Annotated in this window: 23 protein-coding genes; 17 read left to right on the top strand and 6 right to left on the bottom strand. The window is 51.4% G+C overall.

Annotation, left to right across the window (positions count from 1 at the left end; genetic code table 11):
* Positions 1–55 precede the first annotated feature (55 nt).
* From KQY15_RS09365 to KQY15_RS09350, 4 genes are read left to right on the top strand one after another with little or no spacing between them, the layout of a single operon-like run.
* Complete coding sequence (locus tag KQY15_RS09365; RefSeq protein WP_217668920.1) at positions 56–340, top strand: hypothetical protein; 285 nt, start codon at positions 56–58, stop codon at positions 338–340.
* A 10-nt stretch (positions 341–350) separates the two neighbouring features.
* Positions 351–914, top strand: coding sequence for a DUF5655 domain-containing protein (locus KQY15_RS09360; RefSeq protein WP_217668919.1), 564 nt, complete (start codon positions 351–353; stop codon positions 912–914).
* Between the two features lie 24 nt (positions 915–938).
* On the top strand, positions 939–1,160 hold the full coding sequence (locus KQY15_RS09355; RefSeq protein ID WP_217668918.1) for a hypothetical protein: 222 nt from the start codon (positions 939–941) through the stop codon (positions 1,158–1,160).
* 2 nt (positions 1,161–1,162) lie between these two features.
* Positions 1,163–1,534, top strand: coding sequence for a VOC family protein (locus tag KQY15_RS09350; RefSeq protein WP_217668917.1), 372 nt, complete (start codon positions 1,163–1,165; stop codon positions 1,532–1,534).
* A gap of 74 nt (positions 1,535–1,608) precedes the next feature.
* Here the strand turns inward: KQY15_RS09350 and KQY15_RS09345 are convergent, their stop codons facing one another.
* Positions 1,609–3,075, bottom strand: a complete 1,467-nt coding sequence (locus KQY15_RS09345) for an MFS transporter (RefSeq protein WP_217668916.1) — start codon at positions 3,073–3,075, stop codon at positions 1,609–1,611.
* Between the two features lie 255 nt (positions 3,076–3,330).
* Here KQY15_RS09345 and KQY15_RS09340 point away from each other — a divergent pair, with 255 nt between their 5' ends.
* Together KQY15_RS09340 and dauA are read left to right on the top strand one after the other, a co-directional pair.
* On the top strand, positions 3,331–5,040 hold the full coding sequence (locus KQY15_RS09340) for an alpha-amylase family glycosyl hydrolase (RefSeq protein WP_217668915.1): 1,710 nt from the start codon (positions 3,331–3,333) through the stop codon (positions 5,038–5,040).
* 126 nt (positions 5,041–5,166) lie between these two features.
* Positions 5,167–6,912, top strand: a complete 1,746-nt coding sequence (gene dauA, locus KQY15_RS09335; protein WP_217668914.1) for a C4-dicarboxylic acid transporter DauA — start codon at positions 5,167–5,169, stop codon at positions 6,910–6,912.
* Here the strand turns inward: dauA and KQY15_RS09330 are convergent.
* Positions 6,880–7,908: a LacI family DNA-binding transcriptional regulator gene (locus KQY15_RS09330; protein WP_254795574.1), complete on the bottom strand. Its 1,029-nt coding sequence runs from the start codon at positions 7,906–7,908 to the stop codon at positions 6,880–6,882. The two genes, dauA and KQY15_RS09330, sit on opposite strands and share 33 nt — an antisense overlap.
* Before the next feature lie 240 nt (positions 7,909–8,148).
* Between KQY15_RS09330 and KQY15_RS09325 the strand changes: the two genes are divergently transcribed.
* From KQY15_RS09325 to KQY15_RS09305, 5 genes are read left to right on the top strand one after another with little or no spacing between them, the layout of a single operon-like run.
* On the top strand, positions 8,149–9,018 hold the full coding sequence (locus KQY15_RS09325; protein WP_217668913.1) for a MipA/OmpV family protein: 870 nt from the start codon (positions 8,149–8,151) through the stop codon (positions 9,016–9,018).
* Positions 9,018–9,410, top strand: a complete 393-nt coding sequence (locus tag KQY15_RS09320) for a DUF3019 domain-containing protein (protein WP_217668912.1) — start codon at positions 9,018–9,020, stop codon at positions 9,408–9,410. Before KQY15_RS09325 ends, KQY15_RS09320 begins: the two co-directional genes overlap by 1 nt.
* Entirely contained in the window at positions 9,410–10,099 is a 690-nt protein-coding gene (locus tag KQY15_RS09315) for a response regulator (protein ID WP_302850313.1), read from the top strand. The genes KQY15_RS09320 and KQY15_RS09315 overlap by 1 nt, the downstream gene beginning before the upstream one ends.
* 2 nt (positions 10,100–10,101) lie before the next feature.
* Complete coding sequence (locus tag KQY15_RS09310; RefSeq protein ID WP_217668910.1) at positions 10,102–11,316, top strand: ATP-binding protein; 1,215 nt, start codon at positions 10,102–10,104, stop codon at positions 11,314–11,316.
* A 25-nt stretch (positions 11,317–11,341) separates the two neighbouring features.
* The gene (locus KQY15_RS09305) at positions 11,342–12,535 is read left to right on the top strand and encodes a multidrug effflux MFS transporter (protein WP_254795572.1); all 1,194 of its coding nucleotides are present in this window, start codon (positions 11,342–11,344) and stop codon (positions 12,533–12,535) included.
* A 44-nt stretch (positions 12,536–12,579) separates the two neighbouring features.
* Here KQY15_RS09305 and KQY15_RS09300 read toward each other — a convergent pair whose 3' ends face one another.
* Entirely contained in the window at positions 12,580–13,254 is a 675-nt protein-coding gene (locus tag KQY15_RS09300) for a DUF3334 family protein (protein ID WP_217668909.1), read from the bottom strand.
* Between the two features lie 54 nt (positions 13,255–13,308).
* Positions 13,309–13,473 (bottom strand): hypothetical protein, encoded by a 165-nt coding sequence (locus KQY15_RS09295; RefSeq protein ID WP_217668908.1) that lies wholly within the window; start codon positions 13,471–13,473, stop codon positions 13,309–13,311.
* A gap of 201 nt (positions 13,474–13,674) precedes the next feature.
* Here KQY15_RS09295 and pyrC point away from each other — a divergent pair, with 201 nt between their 5' ends.
* Complete coding sequence (gene pyrC / locus KQY15_RS09290) at positions 13,675–14,706, top strand: dihydroorotase (protein ID WP_217668907.1); 1,032 nt, start codon at positions 13,675–13,677, stop codon at positions 14,704–14,706.
* On the opposite strand, the gene KQY15_RS09285 is transcribed toward pyrC, so the two are convergent.
* The gene (locus KQY15_RS09285) at positions 14,703–16,208 is read right to left on the bottom strand and encodes a YifB family Mg chelatase-like AAA ATPase (RefSeq protein WP_217668906.1); all 1,506 of its coding nucleotides are present in this window, start codon (positions 16,206–16,208) and stop codon (positions 14,703–14,705) included. The genes pyrC and KQY15_RS09285 overlap by 4 nt on opposite strands.
* A 186-nt stretch (positions 16,209–16,394) precedes the next feature.
* Between KQY15_RS09285 and KQY15_RS09280 the strand changes: the two genes are divergently transcribed.
* The 5 genes from KQY15_RS09280 (at position 16,395) to KQY15_RS09260 (ending at position 26,409) form a co-directional block, all read left to right on the top strand.
* Positions 16,395–18,707 carry an efflux RND transporter permease subunit gene (locus KQY15_RS09280; RefSeq protein WP_217668905.1) on the top strand — a complete coding sequence of 771 codons (2,313 nt, stop codon included), beginning with the start codon at positions 16,395–16,397 and terminating at the stop codon, positions 18,705–18,707.
* Positions 18,694–19,491, top strand: coding sequence for an outer membrane lipoprotein-sorting protein (locus KQY15_RS09275; protein WP_217668904.1), 798 nt, complete (start codon positions 18,694–18,696; stop codon positions 19,489–19,491). Before KQY15_RS09280 ends, KQY15_RS09275 begins: the two co-directional genes overlap by 14 nt.
* A 28-nt stretch (positions 19,492–19,519) precedes the next feature.
* Entirely contained in the window at positions 19,520–21,205 is a 1,686-nt protein-coding gene (locus KQY15_RS09270) for a type IV pilus assembly protein FimV (protein WP_217668903.1), read from the top strand.
* 83 nt (positions 21,206–21,288) lie between these two features.
* Positions 21,289–24,561 carry a DEAD/DEAH box helicase gene (locus KQY15_RS09265; RefSeq protein WP_254795570.1) on the top strand — a complete coding sequence of 1,091 codons (3,273 nt, stop codon included), beginning with the start codon at positions 21,289–21,291 and terminating at the stop codon, positions 24,559–24,561.
* A gap of 123 nt (positions 24,562–24,684) precedes the next feature.
* Positions 24,685–26,409: a hypothetical protein gene (locus KQY15_RS09260; RefSeq protein ID WP_217668902.1), complete on the top strand. Its 1,725-nt coding sequence runs from the start codon at positions 24,685–24,687 to the stop codon at positions 26,407–26,409.
* Between the two features lie 82 nt (positions 26,410–26,491).
* Here KQY15_RS09260 and KQY15_RS09255 read toward each other — a convergent pair whose 3' ends face one another.
* Positions 26,492–26,899, bottom strand: coding sequence for a c-type cytochrome (locus KQY15_RS09255; protein WP_217668901.1), 408 nt, complete (start codon positions 26,897–26,899; stop codon positions 26,492–26,494).
* Positions 26,900–26,968 lie beyond the last annotated feature (69 nt).

Raw genomic sequence — 26,968 nt, 5'->3', positions numbered from 1 at the left:
CATTAAGTTTAATGCTATAGTTTTGCCAATTCCCTCAGTGCGGCAAGGCAGTAATATGAACCTGGATAAAGCAAAAAAACGGATCGCTAAACAAATAAATAAAGGTTTCGACGGTTACCCGGAAATCTCGCTGGCGTATTTCGGCACCACAGCTGAATGTGCCACCGAAGTGGTAATAAGCTTTATCGCAGAGGCGGGAGCTGCGCCGCAGCAACAGCGTTTTGTCAGTAAACAGGATGTCCGCGAAGATGAGACAATTCAATCGGTATTAATCAGAATTATCGACCGGGCAGAGGCCAGAACCGTTAGCGAAGTACCGGGTGTAACCCTGAAAAACTAAGGAGAATGCCATGACAGACATTACTACCGCCGAACAAAGCCAGTGGCGTAATCTGGAGCAAAGCAGTGGCAAAAGCCAGGCAGAGTGGCTGCAACTGGCCAGCAGTAAAGGCTTTACCAAACACAGTGAACTGGTTAAGTGGCTGAAAAGTGAATTTGGCATTGGTCATGGCAACGCCAACCTGATTGCCCACCGCGCCAAACAAGCCGCCGTTGGTGGCGAACCGGCAGCCGATGACTTACTGGCAGTGCAATACAGTGGTGCTAAATCAGCGTTAAAGCCGTTGTATGATGAACTGGTCGGCTATATCAACAGCCTGGGTAATGACGTGGAGCTTAGCCCGAAAAAAGCTTATGTCAGTGTGCGGCGCAATAAACAATTTGCATTAATTCAGCCCTCCACCGCTACCCGGCTGGATTTAGGTCTGAATTTAAAAGGCGTTGAAGCCGAAGGCAAGCTGGAAGCGTCTGGCAGCGTTAATGCGATGTGTAGTCATCGTATACGCTTAGCCAGCAGCGCCGATATCGACGATAGTGTAAAACACTGGCTGGCAGAAGCCTATAACCGCAGCTAAACTCTTACCGTCAAAGAGGACGCAATGAAAACAGCACTAATTATTTGTCTGCTATTGGGTATAACTGGCTGCAGCAATAAAGGCGTTTACCAGGATTTACAACGTAACAAACGTAACGAATGCCTGCAGTTGCCGCAGGCAGAATACGACAAGTGTATGCAAACGATGGAAATGAGTTACGAAGAATACGAGCGGCAACGCCAGCAAGCTTTAAAGCCGCTACCGACTAAGAAAGAGGGGCATTAACCATGGAATTAGGTGCATTTTCGGTAAGTTTGGCGGTAAAAGATATCGCCGCCTCAAAAGCCTTTTATGAAAAACTGGGCTTTAGCACTATGGGGGGCGATCAAGCACAGGGCTGGCTTATCCTGAAAAATGGCAGCACAGTGATTGGCTTATTTCAGGGCATGTTCGATAAAAATATTCTTACCTTTAACCCCGGATGGGATCAAAACGCCCGGAATTTGGACGACTTTACTGACGTTCGGGAGATCCAAAGTCAGTTGCAGGCGCAAGGTATAACCCTGCTTAAAACGGCTGATGAAGAGGGCAGCGGCCCCGCCCATATTGTGCTGGAAGACCCGGATGGCAACCAGATTATGCTGGATCAGCACCGCTGATAATGCTTTCACTATCAGATTTTGCAAAAAATAAGGCACCTTTAAGGTGCCTTATTTGTATGCAATGCTAAGTATCAGGCTGCAGCAGTCACTTCCTGCTCTTTTACCAGCCAAACTGATAATGCACCCAACACCATGGCACCACCGGCTAACATCACGATATAAACTGCTTCGTTCTGGAACACTGATCCCAAAATCCAGCCGGCAATTAAGCCGGATATAATTTGTGGCGCGGCAATAGTAAAGTTAAAAATGCCCATATACACCCCGGTTTTATTGGCAGGTAAAGCACCGGCCAGTATGGCATAAGGCATGGCCAGAATAGCGGCCCAGGCAATACCTACGCCAATCATCGGGATCATCAGGCCCAGAGCCCCTTTCGGAATATCGACCTGAGTTATTAACAGGTTAACGTGGGTAATAGTCGGGTCGGTAAACAGCACAAAACTTAAATAGCCCAGGCCACCGGCCAGCAACGAAGCGGAGTAAACCAGCTTACGGCCAAACAGGTTGGCTAATTTGGCCATTATCAGCGAGAACAGTACCGCAAATAACGAGTAACCGGCATACAGTATACCTACCCAGTCACCAGCGGCGCCTTTTGCAGCAGCAATATGTGCTGGTACACCGCCCATTTGTGCAATATAGGCACCATCATACCACTCGACACCGACCCCCCACGCATTCTGGGCAATAGCTGCCGGGAAATAGGTCCACATAATAAACAGGGCAAACCATGAGAAAAACTGCACCACGGCCAGCTGCTTCATAATCAGTGGCATACTTTTCATGGTTTGCCAGAAATCGCTAAGTTTCTCGCCCATACTGCGTGACTTACGCACCTGTTCGGCCAAAGCCTGTGCTTCTGAATCCAGCCCCTTGTAAGCGTAATACTGCTCAGGTGGATACTCTTTGGTACGAAATACTGTCCACAGTACACTACCCAGCAGCACCGTAGCGCCGATATAAAAGGCCCAAACTACCGATGGGGCCACTTCACCGGCCCGTGAGGCGTTATCCAGGCCGACAACGTTAGTAAGCACAAATGGCAGAATAGAGCCAAATACTGCACCAATATTGATCAGCAGAGTTTGCACCGAGTAACCAAGGTTGCGCTGCTCTGGCGGCACCATGTCAGATACCAGCGATCTAAACGGCTGAAAGGTAACATTAAAGGCCGCGTCTTTAATGGCAAAAATAACTAAACCAAACAGCATCGGTGGAATAAACGCCACCACCATAGAGGCATTTGGTAGCAGCATCATGGCTCCGGCTGCCACAACAGCGCCACCGAGCATAAAGGGTAACCGGCGGCCCATCTTATTCCAGGTGCGGTCAGAAGCCGCGCCAACAATAGGCTGCACCAACAGGCCCATAATGGGCGCAGCTAACCAGAACAATGACAGGGACGACAGATCCGCGCCCAAATCTGACAAAATGCGGCTGACATTACCGTTTTGCAGGGCAAAGCCAATTTGCACCCCAAGAAAGCCGAAACTGAGGTTCCAGATCTGCCAGAAAGAGAGCTTAGGTTGTTTCATTTTACGTCCCCGAAGGTTGTTATTATCTTTATGTGCAATATGAGTCAGCTTAAACTACACGAAAGCAGCTTATTTGCGCAAAAGGGTGCATACGTATTCATCTTGTTGTTGCACTGTTTTGGCGCTATTACCAAGCTACAGCTTATGTTAGCAAGCATAGCAGCCGTTTATTGCTTCGCTATGGTGCAATAAACAACGGTGCAGCAAAAACCGGTTTTCAGCCAGCAGGCTGCTACAAACAAAAATGGGGATGGAATGAAAGCTTTTACCTTAATCACCCTGGCACTGGCATTACTGTTAACTGGTTGCCAGCCTGAATCGCCAGATACCAGCAGTATGGCGCAACCGCCAGCAGCAACAGCGCAGCAAACAACATCCAGTACACCTTGGTGGAACGATGCGGTGTTTTATCAGATATGGCCACGCAGCTTCTATGACACCGATGCTGATGGCCATGGTGATTTTAACGGCATGACCGCCAAACTGCCTTATTTGCAGGAGCTGGGGGTGAATGCAATATGGCTAACGCCGATGTTTGAAGCACCTTCTTATCACGGTTATGACTTTACCGAGTTTTATCAGGTAGAAAGCGACTACGGCACTATGGCCGAATTTGAGGCTTTTATTCAGGCTGCTGAGGCTAAAGGCATGAAAGTGATCCTGGATTTGGTTATAAACCATATTTCCAGCGAGCATGAATGGTTTGTCCGCTCTGCTGCCGGTGAAGCACCTTACAGTGACTATTTTATCTGGCGTGATGAGATGCCTGCGGCCGGCAGTGGCTGGGGCCATGCCTGGAGCGACAATGATAAACCGGAAGCAGTATGGCACTGGAATGAAAGCCGCCAGCAATATTATTACGCCGCTTTTGGCGCCAGCCAGCCGGACGTTAATTTACGCCATCCCGATGTGGTAGCTGAGATGGAGAAAATGGCTAAATTCTGGCTGGATAAAGGCGTAGCTGGCTTCCGGCTGGATGCGGTACGTTTTGCGATGGAGGGTGGGCCGGACGCGCAGGCCGATACTGACGAAACCATCGCTTACTGGCAAAGTTTTAATCAGTTTGTGAAAAGCGTAAATCCAGAGGCCTACTTAGTCGGTGAAGCCTGGGTCGATATCCCGGTTGCTGCCCGCTATTACGGTGAAGGTAAAGGCTTGGACCAGGGCTTTGATTTTGAAATTGGCTATAAAATTCTTGGCTTGTTGCAGCAGGACACGGCAGGTGAAGCTCAATTTGGCACTATGCAGTCGAACCAGCAGCAGGTAGCGGATGTTTCAGTACTGCGCCAGAACGTGCAACAACGGCTTGATTCAGTCGCACCGCTAAACTTTTTTGCGCCGTTTTTAACCAACCATGATCAGGAACGGGTGGCGTACCAGCTGAAAGAGCACGATAGTAAAGCCAAACTAGCTGCTGCGATGTTATTCAGCTCGCCGGGAACCCCCTATATTTATTATGGTGAAGAAATTGGTTTAACCCAGGACAGAAGCGGCCACGATGTGTTTAAACGGGCGCCGATGTTGTGGAACAACAGTAACCAGGCTGGATTCACCGAAAGTAATAAAAGCTGGGTCGAACAGCTTGAATTGTTTGGCGAGGGTTTTCCTAACTGGTGGCCGGATTTTCTGACTCAGCAGCTGCAGGCGGCAGATCGCAGTGTTGCCGCGCAACAAGCACAGCCGGACTCAGTCTGGCAGCTGTATAAGTTTCTTATTGCTCAGAAAAAACAACGGCCAGAGCTGGCTACTGCCGGTAGCTATCAGGTGATGCAGCTGGATAACGGTGTCGTGCAAATAAGCCGCAAGCTCGATAGCAGTACAAGCGTGTTTCTGCTTAACCTGAGTGACAGTGTACAGGATATCAGTAGCGTTAACCGCGACGGCCTGCACGTCAGCTGGGGGTTTGACACCGACGGCAATAGCTTGGCCGGCTATGGCTTGCTGGTGCTGCAAAGTGCTGACTAGCCAGCGCGATAACCGCCGCTGTGCTGCAGCGGCGGTTTAGCTTTGCAACTCAGACTAATAGCGCATACCTGAATACCGGGTTGTTTGCTATTGTCTTTGCAACTGTTCTGCGTTGGCGGAGTTGTTGTGTCTCATCGTTCTTATCTTTTTTCGCTGCGCCTGGGTTATGCGCTGCGCGAGGTGCTGGCCGAAGGTTACAGCCTTAATAAACTAAGTAAAGACGTCCTGGCCGGCGTTACGGTGGGTATTATTGCCATACCATTGGCGATGGCTCTGGCCATTGCCTCTGGCGTAGCGCCGCAATACGGCTTGTATACTGCTATTATTGCCGGCTTCATTATCGCCCTAACCGGCGGATCCCGCTTCAGCATTTCCGGCCCTACCGCGGCCTTTGTGGTTATTCTGTATCCGGTTGCCATCCAGTATGGTTTAAGTGGTTTATTAATAGCGACTGTACTCTCAGGGCTTATTTTACTTCTGATGGCCGCCATGCGTCTGGGCCGGCTGATCGAGTATATTCCTGAAGCGGTGACCCTTGGCTTTACCGCAGGAATCGCGGTGGTTATTGCAACCTTACAATTTCAGGATTTTTTCGGGCTTCCCGGCGGTAAATTGCCGGAATACTATCTTGAAAAAGTTGTGCTACTGGTGCAACAGTTGCCGCAAGCTACCTGGCCCAGTGTGCTGATTGCCACTGTAACCCTGATAGTGATGTTGCTGTGGCCCAGATTTAAAACGGTGATCCCGGCTCATTTGCCAGCATTGTTTGTTGGTACCCTGTTGGCAATATTGCTGTTGCAAGCAGGTGTGGCGGCCGACACCATCGGCTCGCGTTTTAGTTACACATTGGCTGATGGCAGTGTTGGTAACGGCATTCCACCTTATCTGCCCTACTTTGACTGGCCCTGGCTGCGACCCGGCCCTGGCGGTGAGCAACAGGGGTTTAGCTGGCCGCTGTTAAAAGACCTGCTGGCCGCTGCTTTTGCCATGGCGATGTTGTGCGCTATTGAGTCGTTATTATGTGCCGTGGTGCTGGACGGCATGTCAGGCCGGCGCCATAGTGCCAATAGTGAGCTATTGGGCCAGGGGCTGGGCAACATTATTACGCCTTTCTTTGGGGGAATAACGGCCACTGCTGCGCTGGCCCGTTCGGCTGCTAATTTCAAAGCTGGGGCGCAAAGCCCGCTTGCCGCTGTGGTGCATAGCCTGGTGATCTTACTGGCGCTGCTGCTGTTAGCACCCTTGCTCTCTTTTGTGCCGATGGCTGCACTGTCAGCACTACTGTTGATGGTTGCCTGGAATATGAGCGAAGCACCGAAAGCTTTGCATTTGCTGAAAACCGCACCACGCAGCGATATTCTGGTGTTTCTCTGCTGCTTTTCACTGACCGTACTGCTGGATATGGTCATTGCTATTACAGTTGGAATGTTGCTGGCTGCAGTGTTGTTTGTAAAAGACATTGCAGAAATGACTAAAGTGACAGATGTCAGCCTGCACAAAAAACTGGTCGATACTGCACTGCCAGCCGGCTGGAAAGTACTGAAAATTAACGGTCCATTATTCTTTGCCGCGGCAGAACGAGTATTTGCTGACATCGCCAGTTTAACCGGGCAATGTCGAGGCATCGTGCTTTATATGGATGGTGTAACGGTATTAGATGCCGGCGGCCTGGCTGCGTTAAATAAACTGATCAGTCAAAGCGCTAAAAGCGGTACCGAACTGATTATTACTGATTTGCAATTCCAGCCTCTGCGCACCATGGCCAGAGCCGGAGTAAAGCCGGTCGCCGGCAGCCTGAGTTTCTATCCGGGCTTAAAGCAGGCGTTAGATGCGCTGGCATCAGCGGCTGCCACAAGACTGGCGGACAATTAACTTCGGTTGAATATGGGTACTGACAATGGCCTCGTTATTTATCAGCCGCAGCAGGTTGTCGACCAGCATTTCGCCTGCCAGCGAGGTGTCCTGTTGAATGGTACTGAGCGCCGGTGTGGCGAAAGACGCAACCGGAATATCGTCAAAGCCCATTACTGCAATATCAGCTGGTATCCGGTAACCCAACTGATGCAGTGCCCGCATAACACCAATCGCGATAATGTCGCTGGCACAAAATACTGCATCAACCGTTTTACCCAGCGCCAAAATCTGGCGGATGGCATGATCCCCTGCATTCTCGGTGGAAATGGCATCGCACTGCGCAATATCAGACGGCTGAATGCCAGCCGCATGCAAGGCATCAGTAAAGCCCTGGTAGCGTTCAAAAAATTCAGGGCTATGTTCAGATGCATTGCCTACAAACGCAAAGTTTTTATAACCATTAGCCAGCAGGTGCTCGCCGGCCAGCCGGCCGCCCTCACGGTTATTGCTGCGAATGGTAGACTCCGGATGATCGTGCACTTCGGCGCCCCAACAGACAAAATGGGTTTGCTGAGCCAACAGTTTTTCCAGCTTTTCTTCATAATCGACATAATCGCCATAGCCAAGCAAAATAATACCGTCGGCTTTGTTACTGTCTTCGTAATCAGCGTGCCAGTCATCACTTAACTGCTGGAAAGAAACCAGCAAATCCTGACCGCGTTTGGCGCAGGCGCGGGTAATACTGCCCAGCATTGATAAAAAAAACGGGTTGATCAGCGACTCATCAGAGGTAGGATCTTCAAACAATAGTAGCGCCAGCGTGCTGCTTCGTTGCTTACGTAAATTACTGGCGTTTTTATCGACTTTGTAATTTAGTTGTTTGGCAATAGCATGCACCCGCTCGCGGGTTTCTTTGTTAACCTGAGGGCTATTGCGAAGCGCTCTGGACACCGTGGATTGAGACACACCGGCCAGGTAGGCAATATCAAAAGATGTCGCTTTGTCTTTCATCATGTGCTCTGCTGTTACAGCGGTGCAGCCCTGCAGATACCTGCAGCAATCTGATCAGCGCGTTATAGTTATAGTTCGCTCATCATAGATGGATTCCTCAACAGATTCAATTTCGGTGTCGCTATCTGTTGTTAGCCCGCTGGTGTAATAAATCCGGTTAATTTGTGAAACTATGTTATTTCTGTTTCAGCGCAAGCCTGCACCTTGCTAAACTAAACAGTCACTGGTAACAGGTAAGCTGTTGTGTATAAAACGCCGATAAAATTAGTATTAATAATCAGTTTTTTGCTTTGTAGTTATGCAGCAGACAGCGCGTCCCGCTGTCATGGTGATGATTGTATTACCGAACAAAAACTGTATTTAAGCTGGGCGTTAGGCTATGGCCAGCGCAGCAATCCGCTGCATGGTGGCAAAAAACTTAACTTAGTGTTGTTACCTGACATTTATTACTACAGTAAATACTGGTTTTTTGACAATGGCCGTCTGGGAAGCAGCATTGCACTGAGCGATGCTACTCAACTAAGTATTATTGGTCAGTTTAATCAGGAAAAAGGCTACTTTCAGCAATGGTTTAGTGGCAATTTGCTGCAGTTCGAAGCCAATAACCTAAGCATGCCTCAATTCAGTAGCAGTGTTGATCGTCAGGCACCGTTTCAGGTTGCTGTCAGTCAGGTTAGCAAAAGGCCTACCGCCTATGATGTTGGCTTGCAACTGGATACGGTTAGCAACGATATCCTCTGGCAACTGTCCTACTGGACTGATGTCAGCGGCCAGCACAATGGTCAGTATGCCAGTGCCGGTGCGCGGCGGGGTTGGCAAAGCCCTTACGGAAAGTGGCAACTGTCCGGATTAATTCACTGGAAAAGCGCCCGGCTGATTGATACCTATTATGGCCTGACAGCATTAGAGGTGCCGTTGGGTCAGGAATATCAGGGTAGGGATAGTTGGCAGGCAGAACTTCGGTTAAACTGGAGCAAACCACTAACAGAACGGCTCAGTGTGTTGGTATTTCTCCGCTATTTACAACTTGACAGCGCAATGACAGACAGCGCTCTGGTTCGCTCTGATCACGTCACAACCTGGTTTGGTGGCGTCAGTTACCGGTTTTACTAATGTGGGTGCTACGTAGTTGTCTCGCCATGCTGCTGTTGGTTTGCCAGAGCAGCATGGCTAACGATGCCACTGATAAATGTGCTGAGCCTTTATGCTGGCAGGTTAGCCCTATAGTATGCGTTGCCGACAAACTGGAGCAGGGCTGCGAAGCCGAACTTCGGGTGATCTGGTTCAGTGACACGCCAAGGACAGTTTGTTTATACCTGGCAGAACAGGCAGAACGCTGCTGGCAGGAAGCAACCAGTGGTCAGTGGCGGCAGCAGGTTAACTGGCGGCTGGGCTGGCTGAGCTTGCGGCAGCAGCAGCAGGTATTATTGAGTACCGAATTGCAGGTATTAAGCCGGCAGCCGGTAAAACGTCGGCGTATTTCGGGCGCATGGAGTATTTTTTAATGGCTAAGATCCTGTTAGTGGAAGATGATGCCCGGTTGGCCGGGTTAGTACAAAGTTTTCTGGTGCAGCATGGTTTTAGCGTGCAGCAGCAAAGCCGGGGCGATCTGGTTGCAGAGCAATGTAAACAATTTCAACCTGATTTAATTGTACTCGATTTGATGCTGCCGGGGCTGGATGGTTTTGGGGTTTGCCGGCAAATAAGGCCCTGGTATAAAGGTCCGGTGTTAATGCTTACCGCTAAGCAAAGTGATATTGACCAGGTGCTGGGGCTGGAGTTGGGCGCCGATGATTATGTTATTAAGCCGGTTGAACCACGGGTGCTGCTGGCGCGGATTAACGCCCTGTTACGCCGCACTCAGGTTAGCCCGCAAGCCGAGCAACAGGAGTTGGCTTTTGGCCGGTTGCTGCTGAAGCAACGGTCACGGGAAGCCTGGTTTGACAAAAACCTGGTAGAGCTGACCAGTTATGAATTTGACTTGTTGTGGATGTTGGCCCGGCATGCCGGGCAGACCGTGAAGCGGGAGGCTATTCATCAGCAGATTATTGGCCGTGAATACGATGGTCTTGACCGCACCGTGGACGTTCGGGTATCGCATTTAAGACGCAAGCTGGGCGACAATGCCGAAGTGCCGTTCCGGATTAAAACCGTTTGGGGCAAGGGTTATTTGTTTGTCGCTGATGCCTGGTAAGTATGCATCGTCTCTTTCTGCACTTTTATCTGTTTTTATTTCTGGTACTTATTGGCCTCGGCTGGACGGTTGACCAGCTTTGGCAATATGCTCAGGGTGGTCAGCCACCGGCATTGGTTGACACGCTGGCTGAGCAAATGGCCTTGGTTATGCGCTTACCTGAAGCGCAGTGGTCCAGCCATCTTGGGCTACCCTATCAGGCTGTGCCGCTTGACAGCGTAAGCTGGCAGCCTGAGGAGTGGCAATTGCTGCAGCAAAACCATTTATTACCTTTATTTCAGGACAACAGTGTATTTTTTTATGGTTTGAGGCATGAGCAGTTATGGCTGGTTGGCCCATTACAATTAAACGAGCGCTCTGGTTTTGACTGGTTCAGTATTTTGTTTTTCAGTTTACTGGCGGTAGCTGTAGCACTATGGTTATGGCCGGTTGCCCGCGACATTCGTTTTTTACAGCAAGGCCTGCAGCGATTTGGCAGAGGGCAACCGGCTGAATTACAGCTGCCAGCCCGCTCATTTATTGCGCCAATAGCCGACAGCTTTCAGCAAATGAGCCAGCAAATTATTTCGTTGCTGGAGTTGCAGCGGGAAATGACGCATGCAGTATCACATGAGCTGCGCACCCCAATTGCCCGGCTGAAATTTGCCCTGGAAATGGCGGCAGAGCTACCACAAAACGACAAGAGTTTGATGCTGCAGGACGTCAGAGAGCTGCAGCAACTGGTTGATGAAATGCTCGATTATGCCAAATTGCAAAGCCATCAACTGAATTTAAAAATTCAGCATGTTGATTTGACCGAGTTAATTAACAACGTTGCCGAAAAGCTGGCACCGTTGCCGGGTGCTGCTATCGAGCTGCAGTTACCGCCTGTATCGATGCTTTACTGTGATGCCCATTATCTGGAACGGGCAATTCAAAATTTACTGGTCAATGCCAAGCGTTATGCCAAAAATCGTATTGTTGTAGACGTAAAGGCCCAGCAAGGTTACTGGCGGATTAGCGTTAACGATGATGGCCCGGGCATTCCGGCCGATCGCCGGGCGGAAGTGCTTAAACCCTTTCAGCGGCTGGAACAAAGCCGTAGTCGGGAAGAAGGTGGCTTTGGGCTGGGCCTGGCTATTGTGCAGCGGATTGTGCAATGGCATCAGGGTAAACTGATTATTGGTGACAGCACGCTGGGTGGTGCCAGCTTGCAGCTATTGCTGCCGGTAAGTTAATTTTCTTCTGCTAAGAGTACCTGTAATGAGAAGTTCTGAGCCGTCTGTCTGGTTACTGATGCTGCTGGCAGCGGTGGTTGCCACCACACCACTGGCTATCGATATGTACCTGCCAGCTATGCCAATGATGGCAACGGAGCTGGCTACCAGTATTGGCCTGGTGCAGCAATCGCTGAGTATCTTTCTGGCGGCTTATGGCATTGGTATGCTGCTGTTCGGGCCGCTGGCCGATATGCTGGGACGCCGGCCGCTGGCGGTATTTGGTTTAACCGGCTTTATTCTGGCCAGTATTGCCCTGAGCCTGGCGAGCAGCATTGAGTGGTTTCTGGCCTGGCGTGCGGTGCAGGCGCTGGCAGGTGCCGCTGCTTCTGTGGTGGTGCCGGGGATTATCCGGCATCTGTACCAGCAACATACCGCCAAAGGTATGTCCTATGTATCAATGATCATGATGCTGGCGCCGCTGGTGGCGCCTGCTATGGGCAGTGGCATTATCTGGCTGGCCAGCTGGCAGGCTATTTTTCTGTTTCTGGCATGTTACGGTATGCTGGTGGTTGGTTTTTGCTGGCGCTTTTTACCTGAGATCCGCAGCGATAGCGACATGCAACGGCCGGCTTTTTTCAGTGGCTATATCAAAGTATTCCGGCACAAAGCCGCCTGGCCTGACATTGCCAGTTCCATGTTTGCCTCTTTCGCGTTTTTTTGTTTTTTAACTGCGGTATCGTTTGTATACATCGGCTATTTTGGTGTCAGCGAGCAGATATTTGCACTGTTGTTCGGCTTTAATGTGCTGTCATTAATGAGTGCCAACTTGTTGAATAGCCGGCTGGTGGTGCGTTTCGGGCCACAACGGATGTTGCGCTTTGGCTTGATAGTGGCGCTGGGCTGCGCAGGTTTGCTAAGTGTTTTTAATTTTCTGGGGCTGGGCCTCTGGTACACGGTGTTTACCGTAGCACCGTTAATGGCCAGCCTCGGTTTGATGGCTACTAATGCTGATGCCATGATCATTATGCAGTTTCCGGATAACAGCGGTACCGCCACTGCGGTAATTGGCACTCTGCGCTTTGGCAGTGGCGCGCTGGCCGGGCCTTTACTGGCATGGTTTTATACCGGCGATGCGCTGCCGTTTTCAGTGTTAATGCTTGGTGGGGTGCTGGCTATTGGGGTAAGCCAGCTATGGCGTCAGTTTGGTCATCAGGGGTTATCCGCTGCCCGGGATTAGCTAGCTGCCAGGCTGTTGTTACCCTGGCCCGGCGATAACGGCTATCAGAAACCGAGGTTTTTCAGGAAATCGTCGTCGACTTCCGGTTCAATATCGACCGTATTCTCCTGGCGGTATTGTTGGGCATTGGCCAGAATATCGTCCGGGTTTTCCTGCTCTGCCGGTTCAAACTCCTGTAACTGAATAAACTCGGTTTTATCCATCGCCAGCTCCATATAAAAAATATTATGTTCCGGCGTACTGAAGGTAACCCGGCGGGCCTGGGGTTGGTCAAGCTGAGTATTAATCAGAATTTGTACCTGCTTATTAATCGCCATCATTTTCGGCTGGCTCTGGTTAATTGAGGTGTGTAAATCCTGGCGCACTTTGTTGGTAAAATCACCGACGATCTGGTTCATTAGCTCGCCCATCACATTGCCAACCTCGTCTGAGGTGTGAAACTGGGCCAGCTCATTTTCCGGCATGCCCATGCTCATCATATATTTCCGGTAAATTTCCAGGGCTGCCGGGGCCGTAAAGTTAATAATGACCAGGCCGGAAAAGCCGCCATCGAACAATACAAAGCAGCCGAGATCGGGGCGCAGACAGGTTTTCTGAATCTTCTGAACCATTGGCGAATGGTTAACAGCCGGGTTGCCGGCCGCAGCCAGCACGCCATTTACGGCCTGACACAAGGTTAGCAAAATGTCATCAGTGGTGATAATACGGGTTTTTTTCATACTGTTATCCAGAGGCAATTTTCTGACAGTATAAGCGCTTATCAGCAGTAAATACTAAATTTTACAGGCGCCGCCGCTACATTCATCATCATCGTCACCAAACTGAGGCTCTGCAGCCCTCGCTTCAGCTTCTGCCTGCTGCTTAGCCAGTGCAGCTTCAGCACCATCAAAATCAAGGTTGTTTAAATCAAAATCCAGCTCAGAATCAAAATCAGACATGCTGTTAACTCCTGTTTATGACACCCTTGTTATGGCTGCCGTGTTATCTGTGGCCAGTGTAGCAAACAGCGGGGGCCGTTTTAAACCGCTGGCACAATTAAAACCGCGCAGCCTTGGTTATTTCCGGCACGGGTCGATTTCACCAATGCTGATTACTTGCTATTATAACGGCCATCTTTTCTGACCCGCCCGGAGCTGCTGATGAGCCAATTAACCATTCAAACCCCTGACGACTGGCATTTGCATTTTCGTGATGGCGATATGCTGCTGGAAACGGTACCCGCTACGGCACGCCAGTTTGCCCGTGCCATCGTTATGCCAAACCTGGTGCCGCCGGTAACCACGGCTGATATGGCCATTGCGTATCGCGAACGGATCCTGGCTGCCCGGCCGGCCGGCAGTAACTTTCAACCACTGCTAACGCTGTTTTTAACCGATAAAACCAGTCGCCAGCAAATTATTGACGCCAAAGCCGCCGGGGTTGTCGCGGCAAAGTTATACCCGGCCGGCGCTACAACCAACTCTACTGCAGCAGTCAGTGCGCTCGATTCATTGTATTCGGTATTCGAGGCTATGGCCGAGCAAGGCATGCTGCTGCTGGTGCATGGTGAGGTAACTGACCACGACATTGATATTTTTGATCGGGAAAAAGTATTTATAGACCGCTACCTGCAGCATATTGTTGCCCGCCTGCCGCAGTTAAAAGTGGTGTTCGAACACATTACCACTGCTGATGCCGCCAGTTTTGTCAGCGAGGCAGGCAGCAATGTGGCCGCTACTATTACGCCGCAGCATTTATTGCTGAATCGCAACGATTTACTGGTAGGCGGCGTACGGCCTCATAACTATTGTTTACCGGTGCTAAAGCGTCGCACCCATCAGGAGGCTTTGCGGGCCGCGGTAGCCAGTGGTTCCAATAAGTTTTTCCTCGGTACTGATTCAGCGCCACACGAAAAGCACCGCAAAGAATCTGCCTGCGGCTGTGCCGGTTGTTACAGCGCGCACAGCGCCATAGAGTTGTATGCTCAGGTGTTCGACGAGCTGGGTTGTCTGGATAAACTGGAAGGCTTTGCCAGCCATTATGGCGCCGATTTTTATGGGCTGCCCCGTAACAAAGGTACGGTAACCCTGCAGAAACAACCCTGGCAGGTGCCGGCTGAAATCACCTTGCCAAATAATAACCCGATAGTGCCGTTTTATGCCGGTGAAACCCTTAACTGGAAACTGGTTTAGGTTTTCAGATAGCTCAGCAGCCGCTCCAGCGCGCGGTAGCTAAGTGCTTCCATCAGATGAGCGCGGCTGATGTTGGTTTGCTGCTGTAAGTCGGCAATGGTGCGCGCTACTTTAATAATTTTATGGTAAGTGCGGGCCGACAGCTTAAAGCGGTGAATGGTGTCCTCCAGAAAACGAGCATCGTCCTGCTTTAACGGGCAGAAGTCGGCTATTTCGCTGCCACTTAGCCGGGCATTTGCTTTACCCTGGCGGGCCAGCTGAATATCACGGGCCGCCACCACCCGCTGTTTGACACTGGCGCTGCTTTCCTCTGTGCTATGTTGCTGGCTTAGCATGCCTTTGGGTAGCAATGGCACCTCTATCTGTAATTCAATCCGGTCAATAAAAGGCCCCGACAAGCGGTTTAAATAACGCATTACCTGCTCAGGTGTGGCGCGGCCATCCTCATGGTGGCCGGTTGGGCTGGGATTAAGTGCCGCCACTAACTGAAACAAGGCCGGAAATTCAGCCTGGCGGGCAGCGCGTGAGATATGGACTATGCCGGTTTCCAGTGGCTCCCGCAGCACATCCAGTACCTTGCGGGGGAACTCGGGCAACTCATCTAAAAACAGGATGCCATGATGGGCAAGGGAAATTTCACCGGGCCGTGGCACTGAACCACCACCAACCAGCGCTACAGCAGAGCTGGTGTGGTGCGGGCTGCGAAAGGGCCGCTGCTGCCAGTCGGTCAGGTTACGTTGCAAACCGGCTATTGAGTAAATTGCTGCCGTAGCCAATGCCTCCTGCTCTGTTAATGGGGGTAAAATGCCGGGCAGCCGCTGGGCCAGCATCGATTTGCCGGTACCGGCCGGTCCCAGCATTAACATGTTATGCTCGCCGGCTGCAGCGATTTCCAGCACCCGTTTGGCATGGCCCTGGCCCCGCACATCGGCTAAATCAGCATGGTGCTGCATCGGACGCTCTGGTAAAGGCGGAATGGCTGGCAGCGCCTGCTGGGCCAGTAAAAAACTGTGGACTTGCAGTAAGTGCTCAGCCCCGTGGATTTTGGCTTTGGGAACCTGCTGTGCTTGTTGCGCATTTAACATCGGCATCAGCGCTGCCCTGCCGGCATCGCGGCAGGCCACGGCCACCGGGATCTCACCGAGTATCGGCCGTATCTCGCCTGATAACGCCAGCTCGCCATAAAACTCATAGTTACCGGTGCTGTGCTCATTCAGCTGGCCGCTGGCTACTATAATCCCCAGTGCTATTGGTAGGTCAAAGCGGCCGCCTTCCTTGGGCAAATCGGCCGGTGCCAGATTCACCGTAATTTTTCGGTCGGGAAAAGCAAAACCACTGTTTACCATGGCGCTGCGCACCCTATCACGTGATTCTTTTACTGAGGTTTCAGGCAGGCCTACCAGTTGAAACGCAGGTAAACCATTGCTGATATGCACTTCAACAGTAACCAGTGGGGCATCCAGGCCATGGCGGGCCCGGCTGTAAATAACAGCCAGTGACATCCTGTCTCCAATAGTTTACTTAAATACTGCATTATGTTTAGCATAGTGTTAATTTATTGCAAGCTTTGCTGGCCTTATATCTAAAAAGCAATATCAATACAGGTGGTTATTCCCTGCTTAGCCAATTGCCTGCTAAGCTGAGAGGCAAACCGGTATACCGTTACACTCAACCTAAGGTAACAACAGATGATTCAGCGCTGGCTGCAGCATATTCTGGCTTATCCGCGACTTGTTACAGTGCTGTGCCTGCTACTGATTGCTGGTAGCGCCATAGGCATTGGCAACTTGTATTTCAGGGGCGACTACCGGATATTTTTCACTGAAGATAATCCGCAGCTGCTGGCCTTTGAGCAAATGCAGCAACAGTTTAATAAAAGCGACAATATTCTGATTGCTATCGCACCCGCCAGTAAGCAGGTATTCAGTGCCGATACCCTTGATCTCGTCAGACAATTAACCGAGGCTGCCTGGCAAACGCCATATTCGATCCGGGTAGATTCCCTCAGTAATTATCAGCATACCGAAGCGATAGACGATGATTTATGGGTTGCCGATCTGGTGGCGGAAGATCTGGTACTGACCAGTCCTGAGCTGGAAAAAATTGCTGCAGTTGCCCTGAATGAACCGGTGCTGGTAAAGCGACTGGTGTCGGCAGACGGTGCAGTTACTGCAATTAATATTACCCTGCAGCTACCGGAAGATAATCTGCAGCAGGAAGTTAAAGAAGTGTGGCAGGCGGTCTCTGACATGCTGCAAACTTTTGAGGCGTCGCACCCCGCTACTGAATTTTATGTCAGTGGGGTGGTAGCAATGAATCATGCTTTTGCCTATGAAGCTGAAAACGACGTTAAAACCCTGATCCCAATAATGTTTGCCGCTATTTTAATTATGCTGGCCTGGTTGCTGCGATCAGTACTGGCCTCGCTGGCGACCCTGATAATTATTGTTGTAACAGTGATCAGCACCCTGGGGTTGGCCGGCTGGGCTGGCCTGTTCTTAAGCACGGCTACTGTTAACGTGCCCACTATATTGATGACGTTGGCAGTGGCAGATTCGGTGCATTTAATAGCCTCTATGCAATTTGCTCTGCGCCGCGGTGACAGCCGGTTACAGGCGGTACAGTACAGTTTGAAGCGCAATACTATGCCGGTATTTATTACCAGCGCCACCACGGCTATTGGTTTTTTAACTCTGAATTTCTCTGACGTGCCGATATTGCGCGATTTAGGCAATATGACTGCGGTAGGGGTGATGCTGGCGTGCCTGTTCAGCCTGATATTACTGCCGGCTTTGTTATTATTTTTGCCGGTTAGTGCCGGCCGGCACGCTGATAATACTGCCGGCAGTGCTGATCCAACCATGTTATGGCTGGCCAATATGGTGATCCGCCGGCAACAGCCGTTGTTTTGGGGTATGAGCATACTGATTATCGGCTGTAGTAGCCTGATCACCCTAAACACCATTAATGATGAAGCAGTAAAGTATTTTGCTGCCGATACTGAATTTCGTCAGGCCAATGATTTTCTGGAACAGAACCTGACGGGGGCCACCACAGTCGATTTTGTGCTCGCCGGCGATAAAGCCGGTGCGGTTAATCAGCCGGAGTTTTTAGCGGCGGTAGCCGGTTTTACCAGCTGGCTGCAAAAACAGCCGGAAGTGCAGCATGTTAACAGTATTACCGACACCATCAAGCGGCTGAATAAGAATATGCATCAGGACGACCCGGCCTATTACCGGTTGCCGGAAACACCAGAGCAGGCAGCCCAGTATCTGCTGATGTATGAAATGTCATTGCCCTTTGGTCTGGATTTGAATAACCAGTTAAATCTGGATAAAAGTGCTACCAAGGTTGCCGTCAGTTTGCAGAATCTGGGCAGTAAACAGTTAACGGCCTTTGAAAGCCGGGCATTAGCTTACCTGGCTGAGCATGCTGGTGCCTATTCGGCCAGTGCTGCCAGTACCGCCCTGATGTTCGCCCATATTGGCGAGCGCAATATGGCGTCAATGCTGCAAACGTTGCCACTGGCACTGGTACTGATTTCATTACTGCTGGTATTCAGTTTACGATCCTGGCGGCTGGGGCTGCTTAGCCTTATTCCTAATATTACACCGGCGTTAGTTGCATTCGGCTTGTGGGGGCTGATCAGCGGTGAAATTAATCTTGCTTTGTCGGTAGTTGCCGGCATGAGCCTTGGCATCATTGTCGATGATACCGTGCACTTTCTCAGTAAGTACCGCGCGGCCAGAATAGAAGGGCAGGCAACAGAGCCGGCAATACGCTATGCTTTTAGCACGGTAGGGCGGGCGTTGTGGATCACCACTATGGTACTCGTTACCGGTTTTGCGGTATTAATGCTTTCCGGATTCCGGCTGAATTCGGACATGGGTATGTTAACCGCGCTGGTGATCCTGGTGGCCCTGATTATCGATTTTCTGTACTTACCGGCCTGCCTGCTGAAATTTGATGCAAAGGAGTATAAAACATATGCTACAGCTTAACCCCGGCATTACGGGCATAGTGTTACTGGTTGTAAGCCTGCTGGCTATGCCGGCCGGCGCTGCAGCAGACGAAGAAAAAGGGCTGCAGATAGCCACCGAGCAGAAAAAGCGTGACACCGGCTGGGGTGACAGTGAAAGCAACGTGCTGATGATCCTGCGCGATGCCAGTGGCAGTGAAAGTATCCGGCGGATGCGCACCCTGGCGCTGGAGGTGCCGGACGATGGTGATAAATCACTGATCATTTTTGACGAACCGCGGGATGTGCGCGGCTCGGCTTTTTTAAGCCATTCCCACCCCACTGCGGAAGACGACCAGTGGCTGTTTCTGCCGGCGATAAACCGGACCCGCCGGATAGCCAGTCGCAATAAATCGGGGCCTTTTATGGCCAGCGAATTTGCCTACGAAGATATGGCGTCGTTTGAACTGGAAAAATACCATTTTCGCTATTTACGGGATGAGGAAGTAAACGGGGTAATGTGTTATGTGATTGAACGGATCCCTGCTGATAAATTTTCCGGTTACAGTAAAACGATTGCCTGGGTAGACAAAGAACATTACCGGGTACAGAAAATAGAGTTTTATGATAAAAAACAAAGCTTACTGAAAACCCTGACGGCCAGCGACTACAAATTATTTCTGGATAAATACTGGCGGCCGATGCTGCTGAAAATGCAAAACCATCAGACCGGTAAAAGCACCGATCTGGTGGTAGAGGAGCTGCAGTTTAATGTTGGCCGCAGCGCAGCGGATTTTGATGTTAATATCCTGGATCGCCTGCGTTGACAGCAAGCGCCAACCATACCGAGGTAGTATGAAAACGCTGTTACATCAGTTATTGCAACGGACCGTATTGCCAGTACTGCTGCTGACTGCGATGACAATTAGTGCTGCCGGTCTGGCTGCAGAACTCGGCCCGGTTACAAAAACCGACACCTTATGGCGGCTTGCTGTGCAGGCCAGGCCGGATGACGCAGTTAGCATGCCGCAAGTGATTTATGCGTTGTGGCAGGCCAACCCGGCAGCTTTTGTAGACGGTGATATTAATAAGTTACGGGCCGGCACTGTATTGCAGGTTCCCAGCCGCAGTAAGATGCTGGCTAACGACGCTGCTGTCGCCAGAGTCTGGTTTTATCAGGCTATAAGAGGACAAGTGGCAACTGCCGTGTCACCGGCTAAAACAGACGCTGCTAAGGTGGCTGTCAAGCCTGCGGCTCAGGCTACAGCAAAGCCTGCACCGGCAACAACGCCTGTGGCCGGGCCTGCCGATACGGCTGCACCTGCCAGCGTTGCAGCGCAACCAGCAGCACCTCAGGAGCAACAAGCTGATGTTGACACCTCAAGCCCGGCACCGGGTGTCGGGCCCGCCGCAGGCTTTAGTCTGCGTCAGCAACATCAATTGACTGCCCAGCAACGTTATTTTGCCGAAACCGGTGCCGTTGGTCAGGCACGTGCCCACACCCTGCTGAGTTTGCTGTCAGACTGGTCGTGGCAGGATGAGGATGGTGTTCATAGTTTTCAGTTTACCCCGTTTTTACGTTGGCACCAGCGTGACAGCGCCAGCAACCTGCTGGATTTGCGCCAGGCATACTGGCGCTATGCCGGCCGTAACTGGGAGGTGAAAGCCGGCAATGACATCATATTCTGGGGTGTCAGTGAGTCGCAGCGACTGGTAGACGTGATAAACCAGGTGGATATGGTTGGCGGCGTCGATATGGAAACCCGGCTCGGCCAGCCAATGCTCAGTTTTAAAGGCTGGAACAGCGCCGGTACTCTGGAGCTGTATTTACTACCCTATTTCCGGGAACGGCTGTTTGCCGATCCGGCCGGCCGGCTGACCACTCCCTGGCCGGTTGAGCATGATATTGCGATATATGAATCGACTGACGAGCGCAACAATCTCGATGTTGCCTTGCGCTGGTCACAACGCTTCAGCTCGCTTGATCTGGGGTTAAGCTATTTTGCCGGCAATAGCCGCGAGCCGTTGTTAATCCTGCAGCCTGTAACTCAGCGTCTGCAGCCTTATTACTTTCAGATGCAGCAACTTGGCCTTGATACTCAGTATGTAGCCGGTGACTGGTTATGGAAACTGGAAACCATTTACCGGCGCAGTGGCCCGCAGGAATTTGCTGCCGCCACCGCCGGCTTTGAATACACCAGGGTTGGGGTATTTAACCAAAGCTGGGATCTTGGCTGGATAGCGGAGTATCAATACGACAGCCGCGGCTTACAGGCGCCGGTTACCGGCCAGAACGATATGTTTATTGGCTGGCGGCTGGCCCTGAATGATATAGCCGGCAGCGAGGTGCTGTTTGGTGTCTTGCAGGATTTAGATCGCAGCAGCAGCCGCAGCGCCCGGCTGGAAGCGTCAATGCGGCTGACTAACAGCCTGCGGCTGCGGCTGAATGCCTGGCTGTTTCAGACCGATGACATCGGCGATGTACTCTACAATCTGCGCCAGGACGATTATCTGGAATTAAGCCTCGACTATTATTTTTAAATAGCAATTTTGTTGAAAAACCGACGCTAAGTTGCAAAGACGCTTTGGTCTGCTGTCAAAGTAAGCTAGCATGGGGGTTTTCGTTGGCGGCAGCAAAGACGCTGCTGCCAGAAGTTATTTCAGCAAGAGTTAACACTATTTTGAATAGCCCGACTGATCAGCACGCCTTCCCACTTGACGAAAACCGCTTGTTGCAATGGTTTGACAGCGCTACCCTGCACCGGGCCCGGGCGTATCTACAGGCTGGCAAAGTGGTTAAGCTGGAGTATAACGATGATTTAAGTCAGGTGAGTGCTCAGGTATGGGGCGCCGGTTTTTCACCTTACCGACAGAATATCGTGCTGGCTCAGACCGACAATGGCTGGGCACTTCGCGATAGCTGCAGTTGCCCGGTGGGCCATCGCTGCAAACATATCCTGGCTGTATTACTAAGGTTAAAGCGTGATTATGCCCAGCAACAATTGCGGATTAAGCAATTACCACAGCTGAAACTGGATAACTGGTTTAACGAACTGGAGCAGCTACAACAACCCGCCCGGGATGCCAGTGGCGATACGGTGTTGTACTTACTGAGCTATGGCCAGGCTGGCCTGCAGTTGTACCCGCGCCGGGTAAGGCCGATGAAAAAAGGCGGTTTTACCAAGGGCCAGGCCATTGGTAAGTACGATTTAGTCAGTCCGCAGCCACCGGCCTGGCTAAGTGAAAGTGACTACCAACTGTTAACCCTGTTTCGCAGCCATAACCTGGCTGAACAATCGGTACTGGAAGACAACTGGGGCTATCAGCTACTACAACAGTTGCTGGCGACAGAGCGTTGTATGTTCAGTGAAGCACGTTACCCGCTAAGCTGGGGCGAGCCGCGGGCACTGGAATTAAGCTGGCATAACAGCAAGGCCGGCCAGCAATTAGGCTGGCGCATCGGCGATGATCACAGCAGCGTACTGGTGTTTACCGATCCGCCCTGTTACCTGGATACCGATAGTTATCAGTTGGGGCGGCTCAACACCCCCCTGAGTGGCCGTGAATTAAAGCTGTTATCGAAAATGCCACCAGCACCCGCCGCTCTGCTGCAAAGCCGGTTGGGCCGCTTGCAGCAGCTATTGCCGAAAATAAGCCTGCCAATGCCTGAAGGGTTAGGCGTTGAGCAAATTAACGTCACGCCAACACCAGTTCTGCAATTAAAAATGTTACCGCGTCACAGTAAAGGCCGGCAGGAGCCGGTCGCCTTACTCAGTTTTGATTATGACAAGCAGCGGCTACCGTTGGATTTACAGGCATCGCAAACGGAGGTGCAGCAAGGCTCAAGAACCTATTTTGTTAAAAGACACCGCGCCAGTGAAACGGCAGCGCTGGAAGTGTTACTGGAGCTCGAGTTACATAGCCTGCCACCGTTACCTGAGCCGCATAGCCAACAGGCCGCTTTTGGGGTTGGTGAAGGCCCCGACAACCCGGAACTGTGGCAACCGTTACTGCAGCAGCTGGACAGTTTGCGCGATGACGGCTGGCTGGTAGAACAGGCCAGCGATTTTAATCTGGATATTCTGGCTGCAACCCCGTATTTGCAAGTAAAAGATGGCAAGCAGAGCGGCTTTGAACTGGGGATCCAGGTGGATATTGACGGCCAGCAGGTGCCACTGCTACCACTTATTAGTCAGTGGCTGCGCCAGAACGGCCTGCCCGGGGATAACCAGCAAATCTGGCTCAGCTTGCCTCAGGGCAAACTGGCGCTGCCAATGACCTTAATACAGCCGCTTATTGATACTATTGTCGAGCTGCTGAATATGCACAAAGCGCCGTTGACTCTTGAATTACCCGATTACAAGGCAGCAATACTACCCCCGCCCGGCGCTGCAGAAATCCAGTACTTAAATGCCAACCGCCTCGCCAGCCTGAACCAGCAACTGCATAATTTCAGCGGCATTACCGATGTTACACTTCCGGAAAACCTGCAGGCTACCCTGCGCGCTTATCAGCAACAGGGCTTAAACTGGCTGAGCTTTTTAAAACAATATGGCCTGGGTGGCGTGCTGGCTGATGACATGGGCCTGGGTAAAACCCTGCAAACCCTCAGCTTTATCTTAAAACAATATCAGCAGGGTGAGCTGCAGCAGCCGGCGTTAATTGTCTGCCCCACCAGCCTATTGGGCAACTGGCAGCAGGAGGCGCGTCGCTTTACTCCTGATTTAAAAGTATTGCAGGTATATGGCCCGAAACGCCGGCCGCTGTTTGAACAGCTGGCTGATTATCAGCTGATTGTGACCAGCTATCCGTTACTGGTACGCGACATTGCCCTGTACCGGCAGCATCGTTTCAGTGTAGTGGTGCTGGACGAAGCGCAGCATATTAAAAATGCCGGTAGTCAGGCGGCGCAAAGTGTCCGGGCCTTGCATCGCGACTTCAGCCTGGCATTGACCGGTACGCCGCTGGAAAACCATCTGGGTGAATTAAAATCGTTGTTTGATTTTGTGCTGCCGGGTTTGCTGGGTACTGAGCAGCATTTTAGCCAGGTGTATCGCAAGCCCATCGAGAAGCATGCTGACACAGAGCGGGCACGAGTGCTACGCCAGAAAATTGCCCCCTTTATGCTGCGGCGCACTAAAGGCCAGGTAGCAACTGAACTGCCGGAAAAAACCGAAATAATTCAGTTGCTGGAACTGGAAGCTGACCAGCGCAACCTGTATGAAAGTATCCGCCTGATTATGGAAACCAAAGTACGGGAGCTGTTTGTCCGCAAAGGCGTGGCTGCCAGTCAGATTGAGTTTCTGGACGCCTTGTTAAAGCTGCGCCAGGTGTGTTGTGATGCCCGGCTGGTACCGATAGAGCAGGCACAAAGTGTGCGCCATAACGCAAAATTGCAATGGCTGCGTGATACCCTGCCCGAAATGCTGGAAGAGGGCCGGCGCATTCTGTTGTTCAGTCAGTTTGCCAGTATGCTGCATCTTATCGAGCAGGAACTGCAATTTATGGGGATCAGCTACAGCAAGCTGACCGGCCAGACTAAACAGCGTCAGACCCAGATTGATGCTTTTCAGAATGGCGAAACCGAAGTGTTTTTAATCAGTCTGAAAGCCGGTGGTACCGGCTTAAACCTGACTGCAGCCGATACCGTGATTCATTATGATCCCTGGTGGAACCCGGCCGCGGAACAGCAGGCAACGGATCGGGCACACCGGATTGGCCAGGACAAAGCGGTGTTTGTCTACAAACTGATTGCCCGCAACACTGTTGAAGAAAAAGTTCAACAATTACAGAGTTTTAAACAGGGGTTGGCCGACCAGTTGCTGGGCGGCACCAAAGGCCAGGTCTGGCAGGGTGAGGCCGCAGATTTGCTGGCGTTGTTCTCGAGTGACGACTAAGCCGGCCAAGCCAGCTAAACCCGGTTCTGCAATGAAAAGCTGCTGCGGCAAGATTGTTATTAAGCAGTTAAGAATGTAATATCGATGAGTTGAGGATTTAATAACAATAGCAAGGAGACAGTGATGCGTAAGTTACTCGTTGCGTTGGCCATTATTGCCGGCGCTATTTATGGTTATATCAAGCTCACCGGCACAGAAAGCCTGGTAGTTGATCATGCTGAACTGGAGTTTGTGCCGGCCGACACGGTATTTTTATCAGCGCAGCTGGAGCCGGTAGATTTTATCGCTTATTTGAATGCGTTTGGTTTAAGCCCCGATTATTACAGCGAAGCCAGTCAGCAGCAGTTAGCGGAGCTTGCCGCTGATACCGAAGAGCCACAGTTGCGTTTTGTGCTGAGCCTGGCCAAAGAATATATGCGGGCACTGGCGCAGCCAGAGCAGTTAGCAGTAATAACCGGTATTAAGCCGCAGGTGCGTTCACTAAGCTACATGCTTGGCCTGGCGCCGGTGGTGCGGATTGAGCTGGCAAATGAAGCGGCATTCTGGCAGTTATTCGACCGTGCCGAAGAAGAAAGCGGTATAAGCCATACCGCGATGCCGGGAGCTAATGGTGGTTTTCGCTCATACGCGTTCAGCTTTGGCGAGTACAGCGCAGAGCTGTTAGTGTCAGTAACAGATGGCTGGGGCAACATGGCCCTGGTATTGTCTACTCAGGGTGAAGAAACCCGCCAGCTGGCTTTAATGGCAGCCAAACCAGAACGCAGCATTCTCAGTGATAATCAGTTTGCCAATATGGCGGCAAACTATAAATTAAACCCTAATGCCATTGGTTTTATCAGCTTTCAGCAACTGGTTACCGGCCTGACAACTACCGATGGCAACCGTCTGGCAAACGATATTCAGCTGCTGGCCAGCCCACAGTTTGTTGCAGCGATGGAGCCATGGCGCAGTGCCGAGTGTCAGCAGGATCTCAGCAGTATTACCAGCAGCTGGCCAGGTATGTATTTCGACAGCAACATTACCAGCAAAGCGGGCCAGCCAACTCATGTACGCGGTAAAATGCTGCTTCCAACCACCAATAAAGACACCATTAATACGCTGAGCAGCATCCGCGGCTTTGTTCCTGACCATATTGCACAAGGCGGCAATCAATCACTGTTCAGCTTTGCCCTGGGGCTGGATATGACCGAGTTTGCGCCAGCGGTTACCAAACTATGGCGTGGTGTAACCCAGCCGGCGTATCAGTGCGCGCAACTGGCAGAATTGCAGCAAAAGATGCAGCAGGCTAACCCAATGGCGATGCTGGCTGCTGGCGCCATGGTGCATAGCGTGCAGGGCACATCGGTTACAATTAATAACCTGGCAATGGATCCAAACACCATGCAGCCAACAGCGGTTGATGCCATGCTAAGCGTGACAGCGAAAAATGCCCGCAGTTATCTGGAAGGGTTAAAAGCGATGGTACCGGGTATGGCGGAAATAACGCTGCCAGCCGATGGTGAAGAGCTGCCGCTGAACACCGTGCTGCCGATGCTGGATGCGTTTGGGGTAACACCGATGCTGCAGGTCAGTGACTCGCATCTGGTGGTGTATGCCGGCGATAAAGGCACGGCTCAGGCTAATGCGATACTGCAGCAGGCCATTGAGAAAAATGGCTTGTTAAGTTTTGGTATGGATTACGCGCGGTTTTTTGGCATCATGCAGCAAGCAATGCAGGCCAGTGGCCAGCCAGTACCGGCAGAGTTCAGTTCATTGACCGACATGAATATGCAGGTGCAGGCCAATCTGGATATTGATAAGCAGGGAGTGGTAATGCAAAGCCAGATGACCATAGGCGACGCGAAGTAATTCACATGTGACAGCGTTAAGTGGATATCAGGGCAGCCAGTGGCTGCCCTTTTTTATATCTGACGTTGTGCAAGCAGCAATATTAGTCAGCTTGCGTTGCAGCAGAGGCTGCTGGCAGCTGCAATGAAAAATAGTAAGCCAGCGCATTAATATCGGCATCATTCAGGCCACGGGCCTGCGGGGTCATCAGAGCATGCTTGCGCTCGCCACCGCGATAAGCGGTTAACGCCGCGCTTAGTTCGTTGGCAGAGCGGCCAGCCAGGCTGGGATAGTTTGGGTGGCTGGAGATACCATTGCGACCATGACACGCTGCGCAGCTGTACGCCTTTAGCTGGCCATGCTCAAACAGCTTACGTTCTGGCTCTGTCAGGCTGGCAATAAGTTGTTGCTGACTGGCATCGGGGCCGGGATCAGTGCAGGCACTGAGGCAAATGGCAATAACTGCAGAAAATAACGTGAACCGGCTAGCGGGAACAAAGGCTTTCTTCATCGACAGCTCCTGAATTTAGTATCCTCAGCCTGCCACAGCGCATAAAAAAAGCCCAGTCATTATTCCGCT

The sequence above is a fragment of the Arsukibacterium indicum genome, from assembly GCF_019100565.1.
GTDB classification, from domain to species: domain Bacteria; phylum Pseudomonadota; class Gammaproteobacteria; order Enterobacterales; family Alteromonadaceae; genus Alishewanella; species Alishewanella indicum.
This window is presented reverse-complemented; position numbering and strand designations above follow the sequence as displayed.

Coding starts and splice junctions, on each gene's coding strand:
- KQY15_RS09365 (WP_217668920.1), top strand. CDS start 56: ATGAACCTGGATAAAGCAAAAAAACGGATCGCTAAACAAATAAATAAA.
- KQY15_RS09360 (WP_217668919.1), top strand. CDS start 351: ATGACAGACATTACTACCGCCGAACAAAGCCAGTGGCGTAATCTGGAG.
- KQY15_RS09355 (WP_217668918.1), top strand. CDS start 939: ATGAAAACAGCACTAATTATTTGTCTGCTATTGGGTATAACTGGCTGC.
- KQY15_RS09350 (WP_217668917.1), top strand. CDS start 1,163: ATGGAATTAGGTGCATTTTCGGTAAGTTTGGCGGTAAAAGATATCGCC.
- KQY15_RS09345 (WP_217668916.1), bottom strand. CDS start 3,075: ATGAAACAACCTAAGCTCTCTTTCTGGCAGATCTGGAACCTCAGTTTC.
- KQY15_RS09340 (WP_217668915.1), top strand. CDS start 3,331: ATGAAAGCTTTTACCTTAATCACCCTGGCACTGGCATTACTGTTAACT.
- KQY15_RS09330 (WP_254795574.1), bottom strand. CDS start 7,908: ATGATGAAAGACAAAGCGACATCTTTTGATATTGCCTACCTGGCCGGT.
- KQY15_RS09320 (WP_217668912.1), top strand. CDS start 9,018: ATGTGGGTGCTACGTAGTTGTCTCGCCATGCTGCTGTTGGTTTGCCAG.
- KQY15_RS09315 (WP_302850313.1), top strand. CDS start 9,410: ATGGCTAAGATCCTGTTAGTGGAAGATGATGCCCGGTTGGCCGGGTTA.
- KQY15_RS09310 (WP_217668910.1), top strand. CDS start 10,102: ATGCATCGTCTCTTTCTGCACTTTTATCTGTTTTTATTTCTGGTACTT.
- KQY15_RS09305 (WP_254795572.1), top strand. CDS start 11,342: ATGAGAAGTTCTGAGCCGTCTGTCTGGTTACTGATGCTGCTGGCAGCG.
- KQY15_RS09300 (WP_217668909.1), bottom strand. CDS start 13,254: ATGAAAAAAACCCGTATTATCACCACTGATGACATTTTGCTAACCTTG.
- KQY15_RS09295 (WP_217668908.1), bottom strand. CDS start 13,473: ATGTCTGATTTTGATTCTGAGCTGGATTTTGATTTAAACAACCTTGAT.
- pyrC (WP_217668907.1), top strand. CDS start 13,675: ATGAGCCAATTAACCATTCAAACCCCTGACGACTGGCATTTGCATTTT.
- KQY15_RS09285 (WP_217668906.1), bottom strand. CDS start 16,208: ATGTCACTGGCTGTTATTTACAGCCGGGCCCGCCATGGCCTGGATGCC.
- KQY15_RS09280 (WP_217668905.1), top strand. CDS start 16,395: ATGATTCAGCGCTGGCTGCAGCATATTCTGGCTTATCCGCGACTTGTT.
- KQY15_RS09275 (WP_217668904.1), top strand. CDS start 18,694: ATGCTACAGCTTAACCCCGGCATTACGGGCATAGTGTTACTGGTTGTA.
- KQY15_RS09270 (WP_217668903.1), top strand. CDS start 19,520: ATGAAAACGCTGTTACATCAGTTATTGCAACGGACCGTATTGCCAGTA.
- KQY15_RS09260 (WP_217668902.1), top strand. CDS start 24,685: ATGCGTAAGTTACTCGTTGCGTTGGCCATTATTGCCGGCGCTATTTAT.
- KQY15_RS09255 (WP_217668901.1), bottom strand. CDS start 26,899: ATGAAGAAAGCCTTTGTTCCCGCTAGCCGGTTCACGTTATTTTCTGCA.